Origin of the sequence: Christiangramia fulva, assembly GCF_003024155.1 — a bacterium.
Lineage (GTDB): Bacteria > Bacteroidota > Bacteroidia > Flavobacteriales > Flavobacteriaceae > Christiangramia > Christiangramia fulva.
In genome coordinates this window covers 707961-729516 of the sequence record NZ_CP028136.1, presented here as the reverse complement: position 1 = coordinate 729516, position 21556 = coordinate 707961, and the positions used below count along the sequence as shown (strand labels likewise).

The 21556-nt window shown below is 40.2% G+C and carries 22 protein-coding genes; 10 read left to right on the top strand and 12 right to left on the bottom strand.

All coding sequences use genetic code 11. The features are described from left to right. The first annotated feature begins 47 nt into the window (after positions 1–47). Together hemN and ric are read left to right on the top strand one after the other, a co-directional pair. Positions 48–1406 carry an oxygen-independent coproporphyrinogen III oxidase gene (gene hemN, locus C7S20_RS03370; protein ID WP_107011150.1) on the top strand — a complete coding sequence of 453 codons (1359 nt, stop codon included), beginning with the start codon at positions 48–50 and terminating at the stop codon, positions 1404–1406. A gap of 21 nt (positions 1407–1427) precedes the next feature. Further along, positions 1428–2165, top strand: a complete 738-nt coding sequence (ric, locus tag C7S20_RS03365; protein ID WP_107011149.1) for an iron-sulfur cluster repair di-iron protein — start codon at positions 1428–1430, stop codon at positions 2163–2165. 27 nt (positions 2166–2192) lie between these two features. Here ric and C7S20_RS03360 read toward each other — a convergent pair whose 3' ends face one another. Further along, positions 2193–2639: an RrF2 family transcriptional regulator gene (locus C7S20_RS03360; protein WP_107014080.1), complete on the bottom strand. Its 447-nt coding sequence runs from the start codon at positions 2637–2639 to the stop codon at positions 2193–2195. 60 nt (positions 2640–2699) lie between these two features. Here C7S20_RS03360 and C7S20_RS03355 point away from each other — a divergent pair, with 60 nt between their 5' ends. Continuing rightward, positions 2700–3908 (top strand): hypothetical protein, encoded by a 1209-nt coding sequence (locus tag C7S20_RS03355; RefSeq protein ID WP_159039861.1) that lies wholly within the window; start codon positions 2700–2702, stop codon positions 3906–3908. Here the strand turns inward: C7S20_RS03355 and C7S20_RS03350 are convergent. The 10 genes from C7S20_RS03350 to C7S20_RS03305 all read right to left on the bottom strand — a co-directional run bounded on the left by C7S20_RS03350 (position 3901) and on the right by C7S20_RS03305 (position 13035). Further along, complete coding sequence (locus C7S20_RS03350) at positions 3901–4521, bottom strand: thioredoxin family protein (protein WP_107011147.1); 621 nt, start codon at positions 4519–4521, stop codon at positions 3901–3903. The genes C7S20_RS03355 and C7S20_RS03350 overlap by 8 nt on opposite strands. A gap of 81 nt (positions 4522–4602) precedes the next feature. Further along, positions 4603–5385 (bottom strand): ABC transporter permease, encoded by a 783-nt coding sequence (locus tag C7S20_RS03345; RefSeq protein WP_107011146.1) that lies wholly within the window; start codon positions 5383–5385, stop codon positions 4603–4605. Next, positions 5378–6085 carry an ABC transporter ATP-binding protein gene (locus C7S20_RS03340; RefSeq protein WP_107011145.1) on the bottom strand — a complete coding sequence of 236 codons (708 nt, stop codon included), beginning with the start codon at positions 6083–6085 and terminating at the stop codon, positions 5378–5380. Before C7S20_RS03340 ends, C7S20_RS03345 begins: the two co-directional genes overlap by 8 nt. Then, on the bottom strand, positions 6063–7325 hold the full coding sequence (locus tag C7S20_RS03335) for a nitrous oxide reductase family maturation protein NosD (protein ID WP_107011144.1): 1263 nt from the start codon (positions 7323–7325) through the stop codon (positions 6063–6065). Before C7S20_RS03335 ends, C7S20_RS03340 begins: the two co-directional genes overlap by 23 nt. A gap of 6 nt (positions 7326–7331) precedes the next feature. Further along, the gene (locus C7S20_RS03330) at positions 7332–8741 is read right to left on the bottom strand and encodes a nitrous oxide reductase accessory protein NosL (protein ID WP_107011143.1); all 1410 of its coding nucleotides are present in this window, start codon (positions 8739–8741) and stop codon (positions 7332–7334) included. 67 nt (positions 8742–8808) lie between these two features. Next, entirely contained in the window at positions 8809–9240 is a 432-nt protein-coding gene (locus C7S20_RS03325) for a nitrous oxide reductase accessory protein NosL (RefSeq protein WP_107011142.1), read from the bottom strand. Then, positions 9237–9857 carry a hypothetical protein gene (locus tag C7S20_RS03320; protein ID WP_107014079.1) on the bottom strand — a complete coding sequence of 207 codons (621 nt, stop codon included), beginning with the start codon at positions 9855–9857 and terminating at the stop codon, positions 9237–9239. The genes C7S20_RS03325 and C7S20_RS03320 overlap by 4 nt, the downstream gene beginning before the upstream one ends. Positions 9858–9949: 92 nt before the next feature. Further along, a complete protein-coding gene (gene nosZ / locus C7S20_RS03315; RefSeq protein ID WP_107011141.1) occupies positions 9950–11914 on the bottom strand; it encodes a Sec-dependent nitrous-oxide reductase in 1965 nt (654 codons plus the stop codon). 23 nt (positions 11915–11937) lie between these two features. After that, positions 11938–12504, bottom strand: coding sequence for a fasciclin domain-containing protein (locus tag C7S20_RS03310; RefSeq protein ID WP_107011140.1), 567 nt, complete (start codon positions 12502–12504; stop codon positions 11938–11940). Positions 12505–12528: 24 nt separating this feature from the next. Then, positions 12529–13035 (bottom strand): c-type cytochrome, encoded by a 507-nt coding sequence (locus C7S20_RS03305; RefSeq protein WP_107014078.1) that lies wholly within the window; start codon positions 13033–13035, stop codon positions 12529–12531. 217 nt (positions 13036–13252) lie between these two features. Between C7S20_RS03305 and deoC the strand changes: the two genes are divergently transcribed. Beyond that, the gene (deoC, locus tag C7S20_RS03300; protein WP_107011139.1) at positions 13253–13897 is read left to right on the top strand and encodes a deoxyribose-phosphate aldolase; all 645 of its coding nucleotides are present in this window, start codon (positions 13253–13255) and stop codon (positions 13895–13897) included. Between the two features lie 6 nt (positions 13898–13903). Next, positions 13904–14608, top strand: a complete 705-nt coding sequence (deoD, locus tag C7S20_RS03295) for a purine-nucleoside phosphorylase (RefSeq protein WP_107011138.1) — start codon at positions 13904–13906, stop codon at positions 14606–14608. On the opposite strand, the gene C7S20_RS03290 is transcribed toward deoD, so the two are convergent. Then, on the bottom strand, positions 14605–15438 hold the full coding sequence (locus C7S20_RS03290; RefSeq protein WP_107011137.1) for a universal stress protein: 834 nt from the start codon (positions 15436–15438) through the stop codon (positions 14605–14607). The genes deoD and C7S20_RS03290 overlap by 4 nt on opposite strands. A 153-nt stretch (positions 15439–15591) precedes the next feature. On the opposite strand from C7S20_RS03290, the gene C7S20_RS03285 reads away from it, so the two are divergent. The 5 genes from C7S20_RS03285 (at position 15592) to C7S20_RS03265 (ending at position 21532) form a co-directional block, all read left to right on the top strand. After that, positions 15592–15807, top strand: a complete 216-nt coding sequence (locus C7S20_RS03285; RefSeq protein ID WP_107011136.1) for a hypothetical protein — start codon at positions 15592–15594, stop codon at positions 15805–15807. Positions 15808–15909: 102 nt separating this feature from the next. Beyond that, positions 15910–17160 (top strand): PAS domain-containing sensor histidine kinase, encoded by a 1251-nt coding sequence (locus tag C7S20_RS03280; RefSeq protein ID WP_107011135.1) that lies wholly within the window; start codon positions 15910–15912, stop codon positions 17158–17160. 21 nt (positions 17161–17181) lie between these two features. After that, positions 17182–18225 carry a response regulator gene (locus C7S20_RS03275; RefSeq protein ID WP_107011134.1) on the top strand — a complete coding sequence of 348 codons (1044 nt, stop codon included), beginning with the start codon at positions 17182–17184 and terminating at the stop codon, positions 18223–18225. A 91-nt stretch (positions 18226–18316) separates the two neighbouring features. Next, positions 18317–19123, top strand: a complete 807-nt coding sequence (locus tag C7S20_RS03270; RefSeq protein ID WP_107011133.1) for a universal stress protein — start codon at positions 18317–18319, stop codon at positions 19121–19123. Positions 19124–19132: 9 nt separating this feature from the next. Then, entirely contained in the window at positions 19133–21532 is a 2400-nt protein-coding gene (locus C7S20_RS03265) for a heavy metal translocating P-type ATPase (protein WP_107011132.1), read from the top strand. Positions 21533–21556 lie beyond the last annotated feature (24 nt).

Below are 21556 nucleotides of genomic sequence, written 5' to 3'. Positions count from 1 at the left end.
GTAGCTCTCCCGGTACCTTTGTGAAAGGTATTTAAGGAAAGGTATTTATGAATCTTATCGAGAAATATAATGTTGCGGGGCCTCGCTATACGAGCTACCCAACAGTTCCATTTTGGGAAGATCAGAATTTCACCCTGAACTCCTGGAAGGAGCAGCTGAAAAAGAGTTTTGCAGAAAGCAATAAAACGGAGGGAATAAGTGTATATATTCACCTTCCTTTTTGTGAAAGCCTGTGCACCTTTTGCGGATGTAATAAGAGAATTACCAAAAATCACGATGTGGAAACTCCCTATATAAATGCGGTGATCGCAGAGTGGGAGCTGTATTGTGAAATGCTTGGAGAGAAACCTATTGTAAAAGAACTGCACCTTGGCGGAGGCACGCCCACTTTCTTTTCAGTAAAAAATCTTCAATTGCTGATGAAAGGCATTTTCAAGTTTGCTGAAAGACATCCCGAAGCAGAATTCAGTTTTGAAGGCCATCCCAACAATACTACGGAACAACACTTGAAGATACTGGGAAAACTCGGTTTTACAAGGGTGAGTTTTGGCGTGCAGGATTATAATCCCGCCGTACAAAAAGCCATACATCGCATTCAGCCTTTCGAGAATGTGCGAAAGGTCACCAATTGGGCGCGTGAAGCAGGTTTTACCTCTATTGGTCACGACCTCGTTTTTGGGCTTCCTTTCCAAACTGCTGAAGATATCGTGCAAAGCATCATGCGAACCAAAGAACTTATGCCAGACCGAATTGCCTTTTACAGCTATGCGCATGTGCCATGGATAAAAGGAAATGGCCAGCGTGGTTTTAAGGAAGAAGATCTGCCTGATGCCAGTGAAAAACGACTTATGTACGAGATTGGCAAAAAAATGCTTCAGGAATCGGGATATGTTGAAATAGGCATGGACCATTTTGCCTTAAAAACCGATAGTTTATATAAAGCTTTAGAAGAAAAGAAGATCCATAGAAATTTTATGGGATATACTTCTTCCAAAACAAAGGTTATGATAGGCCTTGGTGTTTCAGCCATTAGCGACTGCTGGTACGGTTTTGCACAGAACGCCAAGGGAGTGGAAGAATATGAATCCCTTGTCTGCAACGGAATTTTACCCGTTTACCGCGGACATATTTTAAATGAAGAAGACCTGATCATCAGGAAACACATCCTCAACCTGATGTGTAAAATGGAAACGAGCTGGGAGCAGCTTCCAGATTATATTCCCGAAATAAGAGATATTAAAAACAGACTTTTGGAAATGTCTTTAGACGGGGTGGTAGAAATGGGAGATCATGGCCTAAAGATCCCACAATCGGGAAGGCCTTTTGTAAGAAACGTATGTATGGCATTCGACCTTAGGCTGCAACGGCAGAAACCAGACACCCAATTATTCTCAATGACGATTTAAATGAATTAAAAAAACAGTATTATGGAACTTACACCAGACAAAACAGTTGCTGAAGTAGTGACTGATAATATAAAAGCCTCCCATGTTTTCAAAAAATATGGTATCGACTTTTGTTGCGGAGGCGGAATAAGCATCGCTAAAGCCTGTGAGAAAAAAGGTATTGATTATGCGAAGCTGGAAGAAGATCTTAAGAATTTGGTAGCGGACAATGACCAGAAGACCAATTTCAAGAATTTTCCATTAGACACTCTCATAGATTATATCGTTGAAGTTCATCATAAATATGTTATGGCTAATATTCCATTACTGCTTCAGTATTCCGGAAAAGTAGCAAAAGTTCATGGCGATAATCATCCCGAGGTAAAAAAGGTTTATGAGCTATTTCAAAAAGTGGCCAGTGAGCTCGCCGTACATATGACAAAAGAAGAACACGTGCTCTTCCCTTTTATTAAAAAGATGGTAAAAAGTGAAAAAGAGGGAAAAGAAATGCATTTTCCTCATTTCACCACCGTGGCGAATCCTATAATTATGATGGAAGACGAGCATGAAGAAGCCGGAAACATTTTAAAGGAGATCGCCAGCCTGACCAATAACTATACTCCGCCAAAAGGAGCCTGTAATACCTTCAGGGCGCTGTATGATAAGCTTGAGGAATTTCAGGAAGATCTGCACCAGCATATTCATCTGGAAAATAATATTCTCCATCCTGAAGCAGTAAAACTGGAGAAAAGATTAAAAAATAGAAATGCTTCCAGGTAAAGATTTTGTTCCTGGAGAAGTATTTGATCATTGAAAATTCCCAAGTTCACTTTTAAGAAAACTCTGTCCTAATTCAATTTTTTCTACAAGATCCTGCACAGTGGTATTCTCCAACATACCTTTAAATTCGTTCCTAATACCTAAGAATTCACTGTGCAGGGGACAGGGGTGATCTTCAGAACACTCTCCAAAACCAAGAGCACAACCCTGATAAATGTTGTCTCCATCTATGGCTTTTACAATTTCTGAAAGTTTTTTATTATGATCGGGATCGGTGAAAAAACCTCCATGAGGACCTTTTTTGGAAAGAATAATATCTTGCTGAACAAGTTTTTGAAGGATTTTCGCCGTGAATGATTCCGGAGAATCAATAGCATCGGCAATGTCTTTTAAAGAAGCACGATTTCCGTGGTTCGATTCCTGGGCAATGAAAAGGGTAGCTTTTATTCCGTATTCACAGGCTTTTGAAAACATAGAATTTTTTTTATAAAAATACAAATACTAAATAAAAAAAGATATTTTTATCCTTTATTTATGCGATTAATTAGAAAGCACATACTCATAGCCCTGATCTATTTTTTCACGATTGCCTGTTTGGGCTTATCCCTGAGGTTGTTCGCGATTTTTGATATTCCTGCCAACTATAAGTTCCTGGTTCATACCCATTCTCATATCGCCCTGCTCGGCTGGGTTTATACCGCCCTTATGAGCCTTCTTATGTTTCTTTACTGCAGGGAAAAGATAAAATCAAGGGGATATAATTTAATTTTCTGGTTCACCCAGATAACGATAGTAGGCATGTTATTCAGTTTTCCGTTTACCGGTTATGCCTTGTTTTCCATTATTTTTTCAAGTCTCTTTTTAATAGCCTCTTATTTCTTTGCCGCCTACTTTTTCAAGAACGTATCTAAAGAAGATAAAAAAAGGGCTTCCTATAAACTTGTAAGGGCTTCTATTTGGTTCCTGATCATTTCGAGCATTGGGCCCTGGAGCCTCGGGTATGTCATGACGGCGCTCGGGAAAACCTCTCCCTGGTACCGCAATGCCATCTATTTTTTTCTGCATTTCCAGTATAATGGCTGGTTTCTTCTTGCACTAACGGGAATTTTTCTTTTTCTGCTGGAACAAAAAGGTTTTAAGCTGAAAAACAGGATTTTCAGGATTGTTTATTATTTACTTAATTCAGGAATAGTCCTTGGCCTTTTTCTTTCCGGACTATGGATGAAACCTGCGGGTATTTTCTATATTCTCGCTGCTTTAGGGGGACTCCTCCAATTAATAGCTTATTATCTCCTATTCAGGAGCGTTTCCGCGGAAAGGATCACCGAATATCTCCCTAAAAGAACATTCAATTTATTTAAGATCGCCGCACTTCTTTTAGCAGTAAAGCTTTTTGCCCAGCTCGCCGGCGCTGTACCGGTAGTCGCTAATATGGTAACTTTTAATCCCGACCTGGTCATCGCTTATCTGCACTGGATCTTTCTGGGGATCATAAGCCTTTCTATCCTGGCTGCACTTGACTACCATCAGCTTCTGACTTTTGGCAAAATAAGTTTTGCCATTTATATCGCCGGTTTTATTCTCACAGAGATACTTATAAGCTACCGCGGAATTGGTTACAGATTAGGCCTTCCGTTACCAGATAATTCGCTTTATATCGTTCTGGCCAGCATCCTTTTATTGATGGCAGTGACCAAAATCCTGGTGAGCCAGTTTTATTTATTAAAGAAAACTCCTAAGTGAGCAAAGCTGAAGAACTGTCTTTTAGCTGGTCTTCAATTTTTATTAGCTCGCGGATGATATTCTGTCCTTTATCTTTATTGTACCAAAGTTGTAGCTGAGCTTTAAAAGCTCCGTCAATTCGGCCATATCTTTTCTTATACTCCAAAACAAGTCTGGTCGCTTCTTTAGATCTTGGTCCCCAAACATCAAGAACCTCAAGATCTTCGTCAAGAATAATAAGTTTTGGAATGGAGCGGGTTCCATTGGTAAGAAACTGGTCAATAATTTCATCATTTTCATCTCTTATGATGATCTTCAGCTCTATTTTATCTGTAGCTTCAGCTATTTTATTCAAAAGGGGAATAGTTTGTGCTCCGTCGCCGCACCAGGATTCCAGGATCACCAGCCAGATTTGTTTTTGCGGAATGTTCATGAAGATCTTCGCCTCTTCTCCGGTGATATTGAGGGTTCTGTCAAGACGATTCATTCGCTGCTGGTTCATTTTTGTGAAATTTATCTTCTCTTCTGTGGGAGCGCCGGTAGTTGAGTTATTATCGGCGAGATGCTGGACGAGCCCCCGGTATTCCTGATAATTATAAGCTGTGGCCACGGCCTTTTTTAGTAGCTCTTTCATGATTTTTCATTTAAGTTTGACTTCTAAAGTTAGGGTTTATAAAGACTTCAGATTATGACGAAAATCAGAATTTGCGAGTTTTTAAAAGTCCTTTTTCCTGGAAATCCTATTGATCCAGGAGATAGGAAAGATCACCCAGCAAAGCAGTATGAAGAAAGAAATAATCATCCCCAAACTGGTTCCGAAGAATTGCTGAAAAACGGCTCCCGTATATCCAAGAAGTGCAGAAATGTCCATTTTCAGAATGACCAGAATGCGGGAGAGATCTATGGGATTGAGCATGGTGGCAACCAGTGAAAACTTGTCCAGGGGATAATCTTCAAAGATCACGAGGCTCATCAGGAAAATGCCGTCATACACCACGGCAAGGAATAACCAAAGCAAAATGGCATATCCGAAACCCTTGATCTTATTGTCATTTTTAAGAGCGATCACAAAAGCCAGCGCAGTAAAGATGAGCGAGAGAAAAGCCCCGGTGACCAACAGCAGTAAAAAATTACCGATGGCGTCACTGTTCAGGACTCCGTAAAATATAAAAGGAATGCCAAGGCCAATAATTAAGCTAAGTGCGAGCGACAATGCCACCCCAAAATATTGCCCCAGGAAGATCGAACTTCTCCTTACCGGTTGCGCAAGCAGCAATTCAGTAAATTCTTTAGAATTGTAATAATACATCACCCCGAAAATGGTGCCGATTAGCGGTACAAGGATAATGATCACATTCATTAGGGTGATGACCGCTTTTGAAAGGTCGTTATTCAAAAAAAGCAATACAAATCCCAGGAGCAGGTAGAATAGAAAATAGACATAACTCCAGCGGCTTCTGATGAGGTCGTAAAAACTGTATTTCAATATTTTAAGCATAACCAGAAGTTAAAATTTTTGCAATGGCGTGTTCAAAATCTTTTTCGTGAGTCTCTTCATTCAGCTGCGAAATACTGCCCTGGAAATAGATCTTTCCTTCCAGTAAAAAGACGATCTCCTCAGCGATCTCTTCCACAAAACTCATTATGTGCGAAGTGATAAGAATGGTTTTTCCTTTTTTTCGTTCTTCCGCGATAAGCTCTTTCAGGATAAGATGGGCGATGGGATCAAGGCCGGTGGTAGGCTCGTCAAGAATGATCAGCGGACTGTCGAACATAAAGGTGAGCACCAAATTCACCTTTTGTTTCGTTCCGCCGGAGAGATTCCCCAGTTTTTTATTCAGAAAAGGCTGTAAATGGAATTTCTGGATGAGCTTTTCGGTATCTGCCGGTTTGGAACGAAGATCAGTGATCATTCCAATAAGTTCGGAAACCTTCAAATTCCCTGGAAAATTTGCCATTTGCGGCAAATAATCGATGTTATTTCTGTAATTCCAGTTGCGTTTTACCGGTTTGCCATCCATCTCTATAGATCCCTGATCTGGGATCACCATACCCAGAATGCTTTTTATCAAAGTTGTCTTTCCCGAACCATTTGGACCCAAAACGGCAATGATACGTCCCTCGCCAATTTCGAGATCAATACCTTTCAGCACCTCATTTTTGCCAAATTTCTTCTTAAGATCTTTTATCAGTATCATGGTTAACTGGTTTAAGCAGGGGATGTTCGTCTTTTAAATTATCGGGAGTAAAAACCGGAGAAACTTTTTCAGAAAAATCAATAATATCAATAAAAAGACTTCTGAGCAGAATGATGGTTTCGGGCGTGCGGTTCACGATATACGAAAAAAGTTTTACCGGCCGATAGGGCACGTCGCCAATTCCGTTTTTGTCGAGGTCATAGCCCGTGTATTCACTCCAGTAATTATGGTCAAATTCGTTATCGTTGAGATTGCTGTTGTAAGAGATCTCAAATGAGTTGTTATAAAAATTGTTATTTCTGAAAATGTTGGTATAACAGGCTCCCCGTACTTTGACTGCCCAACCGTTATTTCTGAAATTGTTATGCAGATAATTGATGCGATTAGAACCTTCAATATTTATCCCGATGGTATTTTCTTCAAAAGTATTATAACTGATCTCTGAATCGTAGATCTCTTTTAGAAGCAGCCCAAAGGAAGCGGTTCCCCAGTTTTGGCTGAAGCGATTGCCTTTCATGGTGATAAATTTGGAAAACATCACCGCCACACCTGCGCCATTATTCTGAAAAAGATTATTTTCGTAAGTATCGTAATTTGAGAACATGAAATGCAGCCCGTAACGAATATTATTCAGGCTTCTATTGTTCTTAATGAGGATATTATCTGAAAATTCAAGATAGATCCCATCGCGTACCTGTTCTGCCGTATTTCCGGTTACCTCCACATCTTTACAGTACCACAGATGGATCCCGTTTCCAGAATTGAACTCCTCAACGGCATCGCCATGAATCTCATTATTGATAACTTTTCCATGTTTAGCTTTTTCCAGGTAAATGCCGAAAAAGAGCTTTTCCAGCTTTAAATTTTCGATAAGGAAGTTTTCACTTTGCACCACCCTGACGGCAGCAAAATCTTTGGTATAACTGGTGCCAACATTGATAATTTTGAGACCTTTCACAGTAACATCATTAGCCTGGATGCTTATGATCTCCCCTTTGTCTTCACCATCGATCACGGGATGATCAACACCAATTAAACTCAGCGGTTTGGTGATCTGGATGTTGTATTCTTTGTAGGTTCCTGCTTTTATAAAGATCGTATCATGAGGCTGGGCTTTTTCCACCGCGTTCGCAATACTTCTATATTCGCAGGTAGCACATACTTCAATAATATTGCCCCGGGAAGCGAAGCTTTCCAAAATCAGGAAAAAGAAAAGGCAGTATGTACTAAAAAGCTTCATAATTAATTAAAAGATCAGGTATTTTATCCCGGCCGAAAAAGTTAAATTTTCATTCATTTGAACGCCATTATAATTTTCATACACCGGCGCGCCTATTTCCATAGCCACCCGCCAGCTTCTCAATGTTGATTCCACCGGAAAGGAAATGTTCATGCCGCCAAAGGCCTTTACTTTTTCTCCCCCATAATTTTGCGGATTTGTAGCAGGAGACATCATGGCATTGAGTTCTTCGTCTTCTCCATCAATACCATTTTGAACCAGGCCGAGCACACGTCCCGAAAAACTGATATTGGTAGAAACTCGATAAGCTCCCCAAAAATTAAGCTGATAAAGAGCTCCCCAGTGATAAGCTTCAGAATTTTCTCCAAGAGGGAGGCTTGCAAGAAACTGACTTCCCCACGATGTGGTATCATACATTTCTTTATAGGTGAAACCTGCAATGGCATTGAAAGTTCCCTGTCCCGGTTGCATGGCGTAAGCTAATTTAGCATTGCTGGTCATGGGAGTGTCATCTCTTTCGTTTATCGATCCAACGGGAACGTTTAAACCTAAATTCAAATGAAGTGATCTTGCATTTTTTGAATAAAGCCCGTACAGGGCGCTGATCTGTAGGTCACCAAAACCCTCAGCCATTGTGGAAAAATCTGTCATCATGGACATTCCGTTATTCATCATTTGCGCGTTCATGGTCATATCGTTCCGAACGATGTTTTGCATAAGCGCAAGGGTCAGACGGCTGGAAGGAGCATACATCACACCAAGCATCAGCATTTGCATTTCCATGCTGGCGGGAGCCATGCTGTAATTTTCAAAAACTTCAGGGGAAGTTATTTTATCGTTGCCTGTTTTCATTCCATCCATTTCCATATACATATAACGGGCAGAAAGCATCCATTCCCCTTTTGGATGCAGGTGGTCGCCCATTACGCCGTTAGGGGCGAATGCATCGGGACGAAAATGGTCGTGAAAATGAACTTTTTCCGATCCGTTATTTTTTGTTTTGAAACTCTGGTAGAGCTCTTCCCAGGAATAAACTTTGTCATTTTCCTTAATTCCGAAAGTTTTAATTTCCTCTTTTGAAGAAAATGCAGCGAGGTGTGCGCCCATAGGACTTTGAATACGATTGCTTTTGATATAAATCGCCTCTTTTGCCGGAATTGGAATTTCGGGATGCAGATAATTTGTAACGCTTAATTTTTGGTAGTTCAGATCTTCGTTTTCTATGAGGTAATTAAGAAGGCATTCTATGGAACCGAAATGGATTTTCTCAGATTTGGAAATAGAGATCTCCGAAAAAAACTCGTTCTGTTTCAAGGGCATCTTACAAAAAGCACAGAATTTTGACCCTTCAGTTTGGGATGTCATCAGGCTTACGGGCAGAATAAGAAATGCCAGTATGAAAATTATTTTTTTCATTTAGGGGAATTTAGAGGTTCAAGCCGGTAAATATAAGGTTATTGGCTTTAGGTGTAGTTTTTGGAGGCTAATTTCGAACCTCCTGGGTGACATCTTCCCATTCATAAATAGTTCCGCCGAAGAGATTTTTAGTTTTTTCTGCTTCCTGTTTTGTAGTGAAAGCAGCGAGGTTTGCACCCATTGGGCTCGAGATCTCATCACTAATCAAATAATTGGCGCCGGACGCGTCTATCAGCTTTCCCGGATTATCATAATCGGATACCAGAAAAAGGCTAAAGTTTTTATCGGGATTTTCCTTTTTGAAATTTATCATGCATTCAATGGCATCAAAATTATAGGCTTTACCGGTGCTTGCAACGAGTTGGGATGCATATTTACTATCTACAATGGTCATTTTGCAATACGAACAGGCCTCATGACCATAGTTTATCTTATGTGGCTCAACCTGGCAGCTAAGCGTCAGTACCATAAGCATTATGCCATAGATATAGGCTTTCATAGCAGTTGTTTTTTATGTGATTTTTTTATTCCGAGGAAAAAAGCGACAAGAGTAAGTAACATTCCGAAGAACATTAAATAAGCTCCGGCAGCCGGATAAGAATCAACATTAAAGTTAAGCATTTTCTGGTGGCCGAATAAAGGTGGCTTATAGGTCATGGGAGTACCATCGGGATAGGTCATTTTCATGATAGCGTGCGGATTTAAATCTGTACCATATTCGGTAAGCCAGTTATTGAAATCCTGCATTCCAAGTATTCCAAGAACAGCCATTACACCAAGCCAGCCTAAAAACCAGTAAGGACTAACTTTTTTGAAAACACCCAAAATACCTATGATCACTCCTAAAGCAACCATGGAACCTATAACTATTGGGAAAACACTAAATTCCCACATCTGGTCCGGTTTTGGGATCTTTTTCATGCCAATATAATGGTTGATACCATCAATATTCTGAATATCAAATTCTTTTACACCCTTTATTCCATCAATAAAAATGTTCATTCCTAATGGATCGGGATATTGGGGAGCTCCAAGCATGATATTCCACAATGGGAATTTAAAAAGGCCAAGTAGCATCAAACAGCCAATAATCATTATTATTCCAGCTTTTTTCATTATCCTGCTTTTTAGGTTAAAACGGGAGCCGGGAAGAACGGCTCCCGTTTTTTGAATCTCTTTACTGAGATTCATTCATCAACTAACTAAATTTATTCGCCCAGCGACCAGCTGATGGGAACATTGGAGTCTTTAGGAGAAACTCTTACATATCCCTGCATTTCCTGATGAAGAGCTGAACAGAAGTCGGTACAGTAGAATGGCCAGACACCTACCTCTTTAGGTTCCCACACGAAAGTTTCAGTTTGACCTGGCATGATAAGCAATTCTGAATTATTCGCACCGATCATTGCGATACCATGAGGCACGTCATAATCCTGTTCGTGATTGGTTACGTGGAAGTAAACTTTGTCGCCTACTTTAACTCCTTCAATATTATCAGGCGTAAAATGGCTTCTGATCATTGTCATGTATATATGAACTTCATTTCCATCTCTTTCAACCCTGGCATCCCCATTAGAGATGGTAGCATATTTATGCTTGTTTTCTGAAAGTTTAAAGATCTTCCTGGAGTTTTCCCTTACAATATCGGCAGGAATACCTGCGGCATAATGAGGTTCTCCAATAGTTGGGAAATCAAGTAATAATTGCATTTTCTCCCCGGTAATATCATATAACTGTGCAGACTGGGTTACTTCAGGGCCGGTAGGCAGGTAACGGTCTTTGGTGATCTTGTTCATCGCAAGTACATATTTTCCGAAAGGATGAGCTGAGTTACCACCAGGGATCATAACGTGCCCTACTGAATAATAACAGGGTTGGCGGTCAATGACTTCCTGGGTTTCTACTTTCCATTTTACCACTTCAGAAGAAATGAAGAAAGAAGTATAAGCATTTCCTTTATCGTCAAATTCGGTATGTAATGGTCCAAGACCAGCTTGTTTTACGGTTCCGGCAAGTACATCTTCAAATCTAAGTATTGGAATTCCGTAAGCTTCTCCATCGAATTTTTTATTCTCAATGGCGTTGATCATTTTTGAGAATGAATGCACGGTAAGATCGGCGGAAAGTTTACCATTTCCTACGATATATTCGCCAGTTGGGTTGACGTCACATCCGTGAGGGGATTTAGGAGTAGGAAGCAAATAAATAGCTCCGGGAACTTCGGTTGGATCTACCACTGTCACTTCATTTTCCATAGTAGAAGTAGCAGTGTGAGTTTCATCATCATAGATATTGTGAGCATATTTTGCTGGTACTTTTTTACCTCCGCCATTATTCACATATTCTTCAATTTTCTTCCAGTTAATTGCCGCGATAAAATCCTTGTCATTTTGAGAAGCGTTTACTTCTAAAAGAGAATTAGCCTCTTCGCTGTTATAGGTTGAAAAGAAGAACCAGCCGTGAGATTTGCCTCTTCCGGGATGGGAAAGGTCATAATCGAAACCTGGCATAATGATCTGGAATTTTAGATCCATTCTTCCTGATTCGGGATCTACACTAAGAAAAGACAGGGCACCTTTGAAATTCCCTTTATAATCTTTGATAGGCATGTCCCTTTGAGGAATAGGAACAGAAAACCGGGTTCCAGCAACTACGTATTCTGTATTTTCGGTCACGAAGGATGAGCTGTGGTTCCCGGCACTGTTGGGGATCTCTATAATTTCGGTAGTTTCAAAGGTTGTAAGATCGATTTTTGCGATTCTCGGGGTGTTATTTCCGTTGATAAAAACCCAGCGGCCATCAAGTTTCCCGTTTGTTTGAGAAATATCAGGATGGTGAGCATCATCCCAGGGAATAAAACCATGGGAAGTTTCAAGCATCGGTTTTGTTTCTTCATTGTAACCCCAGGCTTTTTCAGGGTCCTGAGAAAATACAGGGATCACTTTTAGCAACCTGCCGGATGGCAATCCATAAACAGATAGCTGTCCGCTGAAGCCTCCTGAAATGAAGGCATAAAATTCATCATATTCCCCCGGAGCCACATAGACTCTTTCAGCGGCGTTCGAAGCGAGGGCCCCACTTTGGCCTTCGTTGTTCTTATCCTGTTGCTTATTGCAACTAAAAATACCCACGGTCGAGAAGAGGAGTATTAGGATTTTTATTGAGTTCTTCATAAAATTTCTGATTTGTTTTTAACTTAATTTTCTGGCAGGATTACTTTGTCAACCACGTGTACGATACCATTTCCGGCAGGTACGCTCGCGATGATCTTTGCGCCTCCAACATAAACATCTTCACCTTTGACTTCAACAGGAACATTTTGATCGCTGGCCTGTCCAAGCTTTTTAAAATGCTTCAGGAATTCTTTGTCATAATTCCCCGGAGTAACGTGATGTTTAAGGATCAGGGCGAGTTTGGCTTTATTTTCAGGTTTAAGAAGGTCTTCAACAGTTCCTGCGGGAAGCTGGGCAAAAGCCTCATCGGTGGGTGCGAAAACCATCAAGGGGCCTGCATTCACAAGTGCATTTTCAAGTTCTGCGGCATGAATGGCAGCGGTAAGTGTTTTATGGTCTGGAGAATTAACAGCTATATCAAGGACATTAGGCTTGGAAACATCATCTTTAATAAAGGCCTGGCCCTGTTTTACAGGAGCTTTTTCCTCGACTTTGGTAACAGTGGCTGATTCGTTTTGCTGATTTTCCTTACATCCGGTCAGTGCGGAAATCAGGATCAGCAGACTTAAAAAAGCGAACTTGTTTTTCATGATTGGAAGTATTAGAAGGTTAGATTATTTTAAGGTTCTGAAATACTCTAAAACAGCCCTTGCTTCATCTTCGGTCAGGTTTTGATCAGCCATGGGTGAACCATTGTACTCTACCAGCAACTGTTTTGCGATTGGATCTTTCTGTAACATTTCGGTGGGATTCAGGATCATGTTCATCACCCATTCTGGAGAACGTCTGTCTAAAATTCCAACTGGAGCCGGGCCGATGAATTTTTTAGTAGGCTTGTGACAGGCAGTGCAATTATTGCTATAGATAGTTTCACCTTTTTTGGCAAGGTCCATATCTATTTCATCAGATAATTCTACATTTTCTACCGGTCCGATACCTTTGTCGCTCATGTCTACCTGAGCTGTTGCGGGAGCTGATTTTTCTTCTTTAGGAGCAGAAGAACTCTCGTAATTACCTAACTGGATATCATCGTTATCCTTTTCTTTTTTTTCGTCATGACCTCCGCAGGCAAGAAGTGCTGTAAGGCCAATAATTCCTAAGATTCTATTCAAATAATTCATAAGGGTTAAATTTTTATAAACTCTATCCAAAAGTAGCTGGGAAGCAGAGGATAAAATATGATAATTGTCATTAAAAGGATAAAAAGGATAAAAATGTCCTCTATAATTTGAAATCTTCATCTGCACAGAAAAAGATCTTTAACTGATATGTATCATATTTGACTTAACTTAGTAGTCCTAAATTTGAAATTCCTTTTAAATTAAACCGCCACGAAATATGGATCTAAATACATTTATAGATCATACTCTCCTTACTCCCACAGCTACAGAAAAGGATATTCAGACCTTATGCGAAGAAGCAGTTTCTTTTAAGTTTTATGCCGTTTGCGTGAATACCTGCTATGTAAAATTTGCAAAAGAACAATTAGCCGGTTCTGAAGTAAAGGTCGCAGCTACGGTAGGTTTTCCTTTGGGAGCCTCTTCTTCAAAAGCTAAAATTACCGAAGCAGAGGAGGCTGTAAAGGCCGGAGCCGATGAGATTGATATGGTGATTAATCTCGGGTATGCCAAAGACGGGCATTGGGAAAAGGTGAAAAATGAAATTGCTGCCATTAAGAAGGCTATTGGAGACAGTGTTCTTAAAGTAATTATCGAAACCTGCTACCTGTCTGAACACGAGATCCGGAAAGCCTGTGAAACGGCTATGGAAGCGAATGCCGATTTTGTGAAAACCTCCACCGGGTTTGGAAGCCGCGGCGCGAGCTTTGACGATGTAAAGATCATGAAAGAGGTAGTGGGCGAAAAGTTAAAAATAAAGGCTTCAGGAGGAATACGAGATGCCGGGACCGCAAAAAAATATATAGAACTTGGAGTAAGCCGAATTGGTACTTCTTCAGGAAAAAAAATAGTTTCAGAAGCCTAAATAATAATGAGTATACATATAGAAGCCAAAAAAGGCGAGATCGCTGAAAATGTTTTGTTACCGGGTGATCCGCTCAGGGCAAAATGGATCGCCGAAAACTTTTTTGAAGATCCGAAAATATATAATAATGTGCGCGGAATGCTGGGATATACCGGCACTGTAAATGGCACCAAGATCTCTGTTCAGGGAACGGGAATGGGTGTTCCTTCTACCTTAATTTATTGCACTGAGCTTATCAAAGATTATGGGGTTAAAAATCTGATTCGGGTTGGAAGTGCCGGATCTTTTCAAAAGGAGATCAAACTTTACGATATTGTGATCGCGATGACGGCTTCTACCACTTCGGCTATTAACCGCGCCGTTTTTGCCGATGCCGGTTATTCTCCCACGGTGAGTTATGAGCTTTTTAGAAAGGCGATCACTTTTTCAGAAGAAAATAATATAAAATTCCATGCGGGAAATGTCTTAACTTCTGATCAATTCTATGAAGATGAAGCGGAATTCTATACAAAATGGGCAGAATACGGGGTTCTTTGTGCTGAAATGGAAACAGCAGGGCTTTACACGGTGGCCTCTAAATATGGAGTAAACGCATTGAGTGTTCTCACTATTTCAGATTCCCTTGTAACCAAAGAAAGCACTACCTCGAAAGAAAGGGAAACAAGCTTCAGGAAAATGATCGAAATTGCCCTTGGCGCATTAAAATATTAGATCTTAATGGTTAGCACCGGAATTTTGGCATTATTAGCCACATTTTCGCCAATGCTTCCGTAGAAAAAATGAGCCAGACCTTTCCTGCCGTGGGTAGGAATTACGATGAGGTCGATATCTCTCTCTTCACAGTAATGATAGATCCCGCTTTCCAGGGTATAATCTGAATAAAAATCCACCTCGGTAAAAATATCAGCATCAGCAATTCCCGCATCCATAAGAAAATTTGAAGCCATGGCTTCCATTTCACGATTGCTCAGAAAACGTTCAGGGATATTTACAAAAAGAGGTCTGGGATGTACGTTGAAAGGTTCCAGAAATTTTCGTGTTTTCTGGAAGGAGTTGAGGTAATCGTCCTTGAGATCACAGGCGAAAATGGCATTTTTGATCTTAAAATCCGGAATATGGTTCTTAATTACCAGAACGGGAATTTCAGAAGAACGAACTACTTTTTCAGTATTTGATCCTACAAAAATATCTTTCATTCCGCTTAAGCCATGGGAACCCATAACGATCAAACCTGCATCTCGGGAAGTGGCTATTTCATCAAGTTCGCTGAAATTTTTATCATTATGAACAACATCAATTACCGTAATTCCCTTCAAATAGGGTTTGTCAAGGAATTTTGTGAATCGTTCTTTGGTTATTTGCATGTAGCTTAGCGCGTTGAAAACTTCACGCTCTTCATCCCGGGTTAGTAAAGGTTCGCTTAACCCCATCATGTGAACTACAATTATTTCACACTTCAGATCTCTGGCGATCTGTGCCGCAACTTTGAGAGCATATTCAGAATATTTCGAAAAATCTACCGGGACTAAAATACGTTTCATAACAGCCTATGTTTTATAACAATTAAAAGTAGTTAAATTCTTTTCTAAAAAAAATGACCGGTATCATGTGGTATAATAAAGATTTAAAAAATTCTTATTTAGCTAAACCTTAAGAAAAATCCAGGGAATGTTTTCTTATTTTAAAAGAAAAAAATGAAAAGGACCGGAATAATTTTACTCTCCATATCGACTTTAATACTGGTAAGCCTGGTAGTACTTTCATCGGCTAATGTGGCATTCCCCATTGTCTTTTACCTTACCGTGATAGGACAGGTGATTTTTATGCTTAGTGTGTTTAAAATCCTTACCGATAAGTATCACACTGAAAAAACTTTTGACGACTGGTACGAAGACTCACCTCGCCAATGAAGAATTTTCCAGTTTTCATTCAGACTTAATGTAAAAATATTCTTAAAAATTTTTACCTTAGTTCCCGTTTAAAAAACGAGACAACACCTTAAATAAACAGGTTTGGATAAATCATTTTTGGATAATTCCAATCTTTTCAATGTTCTTTTTCAGGCAGCTTCTGAGGGGATCATAGTGGTAAATTCGAAACAAATTATCGTTACTGCGAATGCCGCAGCCGAAAGCATGTTTGGTTATGAAACAGGCGAGCTTCCCGGTAAACACCTTGATATTTTAATTCCCAAAGAATATCATAAAAATCACCACCATCACTTTAATAATTTTATAGACCATAGCGAAAAAAGGCAAATGGGCCACGGGCGTGATCTGCATGGCGTAACAAAAGACGGAAGACGTTTTCCCGTTGAGGCCGGATTGAATCCCTTCAGGATGGATGGCGAAGATTACGTGATGTCGCTGGTTATTGATATTAGTGTTAGAAAAGAAACTCAGCGGCAGATAAGGGAACTGAATAATGAGCTGGAAGAAAAGATTAAAGTTCGTACTTCAGAACTACGGCAGAGTGTTCGAGATCTTCAGAAGTTAAACCTGGATCTGGAAGAGGAGATAAGCAAAAGAAAGGAAGCCGAAAAACGCATTAAAAATGCCCTGCAAAAAGAAAAGGAACTCAACGAGCTAAAAACGAAATTCCTTTCACTGGTTTCTCATGAATTCAAGACTCCGCTTAGCGGCATTCTTACATCGGCAACCCTTATAGAAAAATACCGAAAAGAAGACCAGCAGGAGAAAAGGGAGAAACACCTGGGAACCATTCGCAATAAAGTGCATTACCTGAACAATATTCTCAACGATTTCTTGTCTATTGAACGCCTGGATAGCGGAAAAGGACAATATAAATACACTTCTTTCAGCCTTAAAAGGCTCATAAATGAAGTGGTATATAACGCGAATATTACCCTTAAAACGGGTCAGGAAATAATTTATCCCAAAGATATCGAAGATGTAATGCTGCACCAGGATGAGAAAATCCTGGAACTTATTCTTTCTAATTTACTGAGCAATGCGGTGAAATATTCACCGGAGGATACCGTAATTAAATTCAATACAGCCTTTACAGGCGATAAAATTCTTTTTGAAGTGGAAGATCAGGGCCGCGGAATACCAGAGAAAGATCAGAAGCATATCTTTGAAAGATATTTCAGGGCAGAAAATGCGCTGTTGGACCAGGGTACTGGTATTGGCCTGAATATCGCCAAAACCCATCTTGAAAATATGGGAGGAAGTATAAGTTTTGAAAGCGAAGAAAATAAAGGCACCAGGTTTAAGGTAGAAGTACCGGTTTATATGGGCTGATAAGAATAAAAAGGATAAAAGATGAAAAAAGTTTTGCTTATAGAAGATGATGTAACGGTAAGAGAAAATACGGCTGAATTACTGGAACTTTCAGATTATGAGGTGGTCACTGCCTCTAATGGTAAGGCTGGTATAGATAAAGCCAGGCAATATAAGCCCGATATCATCATTTGCGACATAATGATGCCTGAAGTTGATGGTTATGGCGTGCTGGAAAATTTAAGCAAAGATCCGGAAACAGCAAATATCCCTTTTATATTTCTATCCGCGAAAACCGAACACAAAGACATTCGTAAAGGAATGGACCTCGGAGCCGATGATTATCTCACCAAACCCTTTGAAGAAGAAGATCTCTTAAGTGCCATAGAGAGTCGCCTTGCAAAAATGGCCATTCTTAATTCCTTTAAAAGGAAGGAAGCACCTAAGAAAACAGAAGGAAACCTAAATAATCTTCAGGAGCTTCGTGATGTTTTCAGCGGTTATAAATTACAGGAATACAAGAAAGGCGAAATGATCTATGAAAGGGGAAAACAGTCAAATTTCTTCTACCTGGTACGAAGAGGAGTTGTGAAAGCCCATAGAATGGACAGGCAGGGAAAAGAATTGATCACGCAACTCTACAAACAGGATGATTTTTTCGGAAATCCGGGCAGTGATCCGCAAAGTTCCTACGAAGATTATGCTACCGCCATGGAAAACACACAGCTTTATGCTGTTTCCCGTGAGGAATTCCAGAAGATATTATCTAACAACCCAAAAGTCACCCTTCAGCTGGTCGAAGTTCTAAATAATAATCTTTCTGAACTTAAACAACAGCTAATGGATATGGCGTATGGTTCCGTGCGAAAAAAAGCGGCAAATACCATTCTTCTTTTTGCCGAAAGAATTGAAAAGCACCCTTTGAAAAGTATTCGTATTTCCCGGGCCGATCTTGCCGGAGTTGCCGGGATGGCTCCTGAAAGTCTCATCAGAACTCTTTCCGAATTTAAAAAAGAGGGACTCATTGAGATTGAAGGAAGGAACATTAAACTTATTGATTCTGAAGCACTTAAGAATGTGCGCTAATATTTTTTTCAGACTATAACTCCAAGAACTGACATTCGTCATTTTTCCCGTTGAGGTGTTCCCTTAATTTCGCTTTATTAAGTGAACACCAATGAATGTATTGCTCCTAACTGATTTCTCGAAAGTATCGGAAAATGCTGGAAAGTATGCTGTAGACTTCCTTCAGGATCTTTCAGTAAACTTTTATCTGCTTAACATTCAGGACTTCAACTTCAAAAAAACCAACAGCGGAAAGCTTGAAAATCAACTGCTGCATACCTGGGAAAAGCTCCAGGATGGCATTGCTTCCCTGGAAGAATATTCTCGTAATGAAAATCATCATTTCAGCTATGTTCTTTCTTCAGAAAATCTTATAACCGCAGTGAGAAAGGCGCTGGATGAAAAAAAGATTGATCTTATTTTCATCGGGATGGCCAGTCATGAAGTGCATCACCACCCTATTCTGGGAGACCATGCTTACGAGGTGATCCGAAAGATTAGATGCAACATCATGGCAGTTCCCGGGGAAAGTAAATATGAGAAAGCCGATAAACTTGTGCTGCCGGTAGATTACAGCGTGCTGTCTGGTAAAAAGGTACATCAGCTTCTTGAAAGTAAAAAATATATCAGCGCTACACAGATCACCCTGATCGAACTCGATGAAAAACATGCCGGGAATAACGCCCTGGCTATAAAGGAAGAAGTGGCGTCTGAAATGAAAAATGCTAATGTCCAGGCCCTGCAGATGGCAGAAAGCGAGATCTTTACCGAAGGTCTTCTTTCTGAAATCCAGGACCGTTTTGACATGATTGTCGTTCTGGGAAAAAATCTTAGCGTATGTGACCGTCTGCTTCATGCCAGGCATGGAGTTTTTGCCACTACCGCGAATTCGCTTCCTATTCTCGTTATCCATCAATAGTTTTCGTATATGGAAAAATGCTATCACTGCGGAGAAGACTGTATAGATATTCTTGAATTTTCAGGAAGGCATTTTTGCTGTAACGGATGCAAAATGGTCTATGAGATCCTGGAAACCAATGACCTTTCTTATTATTATGAACTTCAGGAAAGGCCAGGTATTTCTCAAAAAAGGAAAAAAGTAGATTTTTCTTTTCTTGATAATGAGGAGATCGTGGAAAAGCTGCTGGATTTCGACGAGGCGGGAAAACAAATTGCAAGCCTGCATATTCCAACTATTCATTGCAGTTCCTGTATCTGGATCCTGGAAAACCTGAACAGGCTTCATTCGGGAATTCAGAGCTCAACGGTAGATTTTCCCAGAAAGAAAGTCCGCGTAAGTTTTTCCAAAGAAAAGGTCACTTTAAAAGAGGTCGTCGCGCTGATGGCCGGTATAGGTTATGAACCCTCGATTTCACTTGAGAATTACGAAAAACCTGAAAAACAAATCGATCGTTCCCTGATCTTTAAATTGGGAGTGGCGGGATTTGCTTTCGGTAATATAATGTTCCTTTCTTTTCCCGAATATTTTGAGGTAAAGGAATTCTGGCTGGACCAGTTCAAATACCTTTTTCGCTGGCTCATGTTCGCATTTTCACTACCAGTGGTTTTTTATTCGGCAAACTCTTATTTTATCTCTGCCTATAAAGGACTCCGATCCCGAATTCTAAATATAGATGTGCCTATTGCTCTGGGAATATTTGTGCTCTTTTTTCGTAGTTTTTTTGAAATAATCACCGATACCGGAACGGGATTTTTTGACAGTCTCAGTGGCCTCGTTTTCTTTCTTCTTTTAGGGAAATATTTTCAGCAGAAAACCTATTCTTACCTCTCTTTCGAAAGGGATTATCGCTCTTATTTTCCTATTGCCGTAACAAGAATATCAAAATTTGAAGGTAAAGATATTGAAGAACAAATCCCGGTTTATAAGATCGAAAAAGGCGACAGGATCTTAATAAGGAATGAAGAACTGGTTCCCATGGATGCTGTGCTTCTCAGTGGAGCTGCAACTATAGATTACAGCTTTGTGACCGGAGAGGCAGAACCTATAGATCGCGTGGCGGGAGATAAATTGTTCGCAGGCGGAAGGCAAAAAGGAGGTCTTATAGAGGTCGAAGCCCTTAAACCGGTTAAACAAAGTTACCTCACCGAGTTATGGAGTGATGAAGTTTTCAGGAAAAATAAAAATAAAGGCTACCATTCGATAACCGATAAAATAAGTAAATATTTCACGCTTGCAGTTATTGGTATTGCCTTAATAGCGGGGGTTTTCTGGTTAATTGCAGATCCTTCCAAAGCGGGAAATGCCTTTACGGCGGTTCTCATTATTGCCTGCCCCTGTGCCATCGCGCTGGCTGCTCCCTTTACTCTTGGAAATATCCTGAGGATCTTCGGAAGAAAAGGTTTTTACCTTAAAGAAGCTGAAGTGATCGAGCAGCTGGCTGAAATAGACGCTGTAGTTTTTGATAAAACCGGTACCATCACCAATACTTCAAAACAGGAAGTGAATTATGCCGGTATGGCTTTAAATGAAGAAGAGTTGCAACTTCTTACGGGAAGTCTTCGGGCCTCCGGTCATCCGCTCAGCCGTTCATTGTATAACATCCTGAAAAAAAATGGCATCAAGGTCCCGGAACAATTTGAAGAAGTAGCCGGCCAGGGAATTGCTATAAAAGACGGGGCAAGGTCAATGAAAATCGGTTCTGCCAATTTTGTGGATTATAAAGTTTCTAATTTGGCAGAAGCCGAAAAAACTTCGGTTCATATTAGTAGTGATAGCGATTATAAAGGTTGCTTCACTTTCAGGAATTCTTACCGCGAAGGAACGGGTGAGATCTTCAGGGAACTTTCAAAAGATAAAGAATTGTATATCCTTTCCGGCGATAATGAAGGAGAAAGACAACAGCTGGAACAGCTTTTACCTTCGGGAACTCAAATGTTCTTCGATCAAAGGCCTGGAGATAAGTTGGAATTCATAAAAAATCTTCAGAAAAAGGGGCTGAAGGTAATGATGGTTGGCGATGGGTTGAATGATGCCGGTGCTCTGGCTCAGAGCAATGTTGGAGTAGCCGTTTCAGAAGACATCAATATCTTTTCCCCTGCCTGTGATGCTATTATGGATGTAAGTATTTTTAGAAAACTTCCGGAATTGCTCAAAATCTCAAAAAAAGCTGTGGGTGTTATCTATATCAGTTTTTTACTCTCATTTCTTTACAATTTAATTGGGCTTGGATTTGCGGTTACCGGCAATTTAAAGCCTGTCTATGCAGCGATCCTTATGCCGCTAAGTTCGGTAAGTATCGTGGCCTTTACCACTTTTTGCTCTTACTGGCTCGGTAAGCGCCTCAATTTTAAAAAAACTGAAAGCTGATAATTGTCATTTTTTACCCGCTTT